This is a genomic window from Streptomyces synnematoformans, assembly GCF_039531005.1.
GTDB classification, from domain to species: Bacteria; Actinomycetota; Actinomycetes; order Streptomycetales; family Streptomycetaceae; genus Streptomyces; species Streptomyces synnematoformans.
On record NZ_BAAAPF010000540.1, the window covers coordinates 1 to 2,639 of the forward strand.

At 76.1% G+C, this 2,639-nt stretch carries 1 protein-coding gene and 2 pseudogenes; all 3 read left to right on the forward strand.

The features are described from left to right. Nucleotides 1-235: pseudogene (locus ABD317_RS35680) on the forward strand (hypothetical protein); the annotation flags it as partial. Beyond that, nucleotides 222-2,093, forward strand: coding sequence for an LpqB family beta-propeller domain-containing protein (locus tag ABD317_RS35685; protein WP_344295985.1), 1,872 nt, complete (start codon nucleotides 222-224; stop codon nucleotides 2,091-2,093). The pseudogene ABD317_RS35680 and the gene ABD317_RS35685, both read left to right, overlap by 14 nt. A gap of 224 nt (nucleotides 2,094-2,317) precedes the next feature. Next, a pseudogene (locus ABD317_RS35690) lies at nucleotides 2,318-2,639 on the forward strand (ComF family protein); the annotation flags it as partial.

A 2,639-nucleotide genomic window follows, 5' to 3' on the forward strand; every position in this document is an offset into this window, starting at 1 on the left:
GACGGCGCTGCCGGGCAGCCGGCGGCGGGTCAGCGGGTGTGCGCCAGCCGCGGATGAGGCGGCGGCGTACGGCGAGGGCGCGGATGCGCCGGACGGGACGTCCGGGCGCCGCGCCGGGGACGGCTCCGAGGGGGGCGAGGACGGCGGTGAGGTTCCCGGCGAGGGCGGCGGTGAGGCTGGCAGTGAGGTCGGCGCCGAGGTCGGCAGTGAGGGGGAGCGCGGTGGCCGCGGCTAGCCGTACGGGGCGGACGACGACGGCGGTACGCGGGCGGGGCCGCCCGGCGGCGGCCCGTACGCGCCCTTACGCCACCGCCGCCCTGCTCGCGGGCTTCCTGCTCCTCACCGGCTGCGCCTCCATGCCCGACAGCGGGGGCGTGCACCAGGTGCCGCTGTCCGAACAGCGTGAGGATCCACGCGCGCGTACCTACGCCGAACCGCCCGAGCCCGGGGCCAGCCCGCAGCGCATCGTGTCCGACTTCCTGGAGGCGCTGCGCAGCGACGACTACGCCACCGTCGCGAAGGCCTATCTGACGAAGAAGGCGCGTGACTGGTCGCCGGGCGAGACGACGGTGCTCGCCGAGGCGCCCGAGGTCATAGGCGGCCCGGCGGCCGGGCCCAAGCCGGTGAACGGCGCCAGGGTGAGCACGGCGGTCGTCCAGCTGCGCGGCGACAAGGTCGCGCGGCTCAACGAGGCGGGCACGTACTCGCCGGACGAGCGTCCGTACAGCCTGAACATCGAGCTGTCGAAGGTGCGCAAGTCCGGCGAGTGGCGGATCGCCGACCCGCCGCGCGGGCTGGTGATCAGCCGGGCGGACTTCGAGCGGACCTTCCAGCCGGCCAGCACGTACCACTTCACGGCGCGCAGCAGGGACACGCTCGTCGCCGACCCCATCTACGTACGGCGGCGGATCGACCCCGTCACGGACGTGGTGCGCACACTGCTCGACGGGCCGGGCGGGCTGATCGGCGCGGTGACGCAGACGACGTTCCCGGAGCGCACGCAGCTGGCGCGGAACCAGCAGCTGAAGGTCGACGAGGAGGGCACGCTGCGGGTGCGGCTCGCGCTGCGGACGAAACCGGGGCTGCACACGTGCGAGCGGATGGCCGCGCAGGTGCTGCACACCGCGCAGAGCCAGGACGGCGTACGCGTCGACAACGTGCAGCTGGTGACCGCCCGGGACGCCAAGCTGTGCGAACTGAGCGCGGCGGCCGGCGAGCGGTACGCGCCGGACGGGCCGGCGGGCGACCCCGAGTCGCTGTACTTCATCGACTCCAAGCACCGGCTGGTGCGGACCACCCCGGGGCCGGAAGCGGGCGAGGCCGGGCCCGCGACGGTGATCAGCCCGCTCGGCGACGGCGAGCCGGCGATCGGGTCGGCGGCGGTGTCCCGCTCGGAGAACAAGGCGGCCGGGGTGACGGCCGACGGGCGGGAGCTGTACGTGTCGTCGCTGGACGAGTCGTCCGAGCTGGGCGACCCGCTGCTGACCAGCGACGCCACCGCGGAGCAGGCCGGCCGCGGCGACGGGCTCACCGCCCCGAGCTGGGACGGTCTCGGCGACCTGTGGGTGGCGGACCGGGTCGGCGACGAGTCGCGGCTGTACTGGATCGCGAACGGCACCGGCGACCCCGTGCGCATAGACCTCACCGGGCTGGAGGGGCGCATCGAGGCGCTGCGGATGTCCGCGGAGGGGGCGCGGATAGCGCTGGTCGTCAGCGAGGGGTCGGAGAGCCGGCTGGTGCTGGGCGCGGTGTCGGTGGACGAGGGGGTGCCGGTGGTGGCGCAGCTGCGCGACACGGGACCGCTGGAGGACGTGCGGGCCGTGTCGTGGGCGGGCGAGAGCCGGCTGGTGGTCGTGGGCCGGGAGACCGAGGGCGTGCAGCAGATGCGGCTGGTGTCGACGGACGGGTCGGTGCCGCCGACGGCGGAGCTGGGGCAGGGGCTGACCGGGGTGACCGCGGTGGCGGCGACGGAGGACCCGACGAACCCGATGGTGGCGGCGACGGAGGAGGGGATCGTGCGGCTGCCGCAGAACGGGTACTGGAAGGCCGTGGTGGGCGGGAAGGCGGGCACGGCCCCGGTGTATCCGGGGTAGGCGGCGTCGGAGGCGTCGGAGGGCCGGACTGGCGAACGGGACCGGCACGGGTCTGCATTCCGGGCCGGGCCGGGGCCTGACCGCAGGGTTCGAGCGCCGGGTCTGGCCGCTCCCGGGCCTGGCCGCAGGGGGCCGGGTGCCGGGACTGCGCTCGGGTTTTCCACATACGGAGGGCTGTCCACAGGGGGGTCGCGGGTGTCGGTGGGCCCCGGCATGGTGGACGTATGCGGGGGACAGGGCGGGAACTGACGGGGTTGTTGCTGGCGGACGGCTGCGCGGGATGCGGGGCGGTACGGGGCGCGGGGGCGTTGTGTGCGGGGTGCGCCGCGGAGCTGACGGCGGGGGCGGTGCGGCGGGTGACGCCCCGGCCCCGGCCCGCGGGGCTGCCCGCGGTGTATGCGGTGGCGGCGTACGCGGACGCGGTCCGGACGGCGCTGCTGGCGCACAAGGAACGGGGTGCGCTGCGCCTGGCCCGCCCGCTGGGCACGGCCCTGGCCGCGGGTGTGCGGGCGGCCGCGGCCGCGCGAAGTCCGGGCGGCCGCGGCC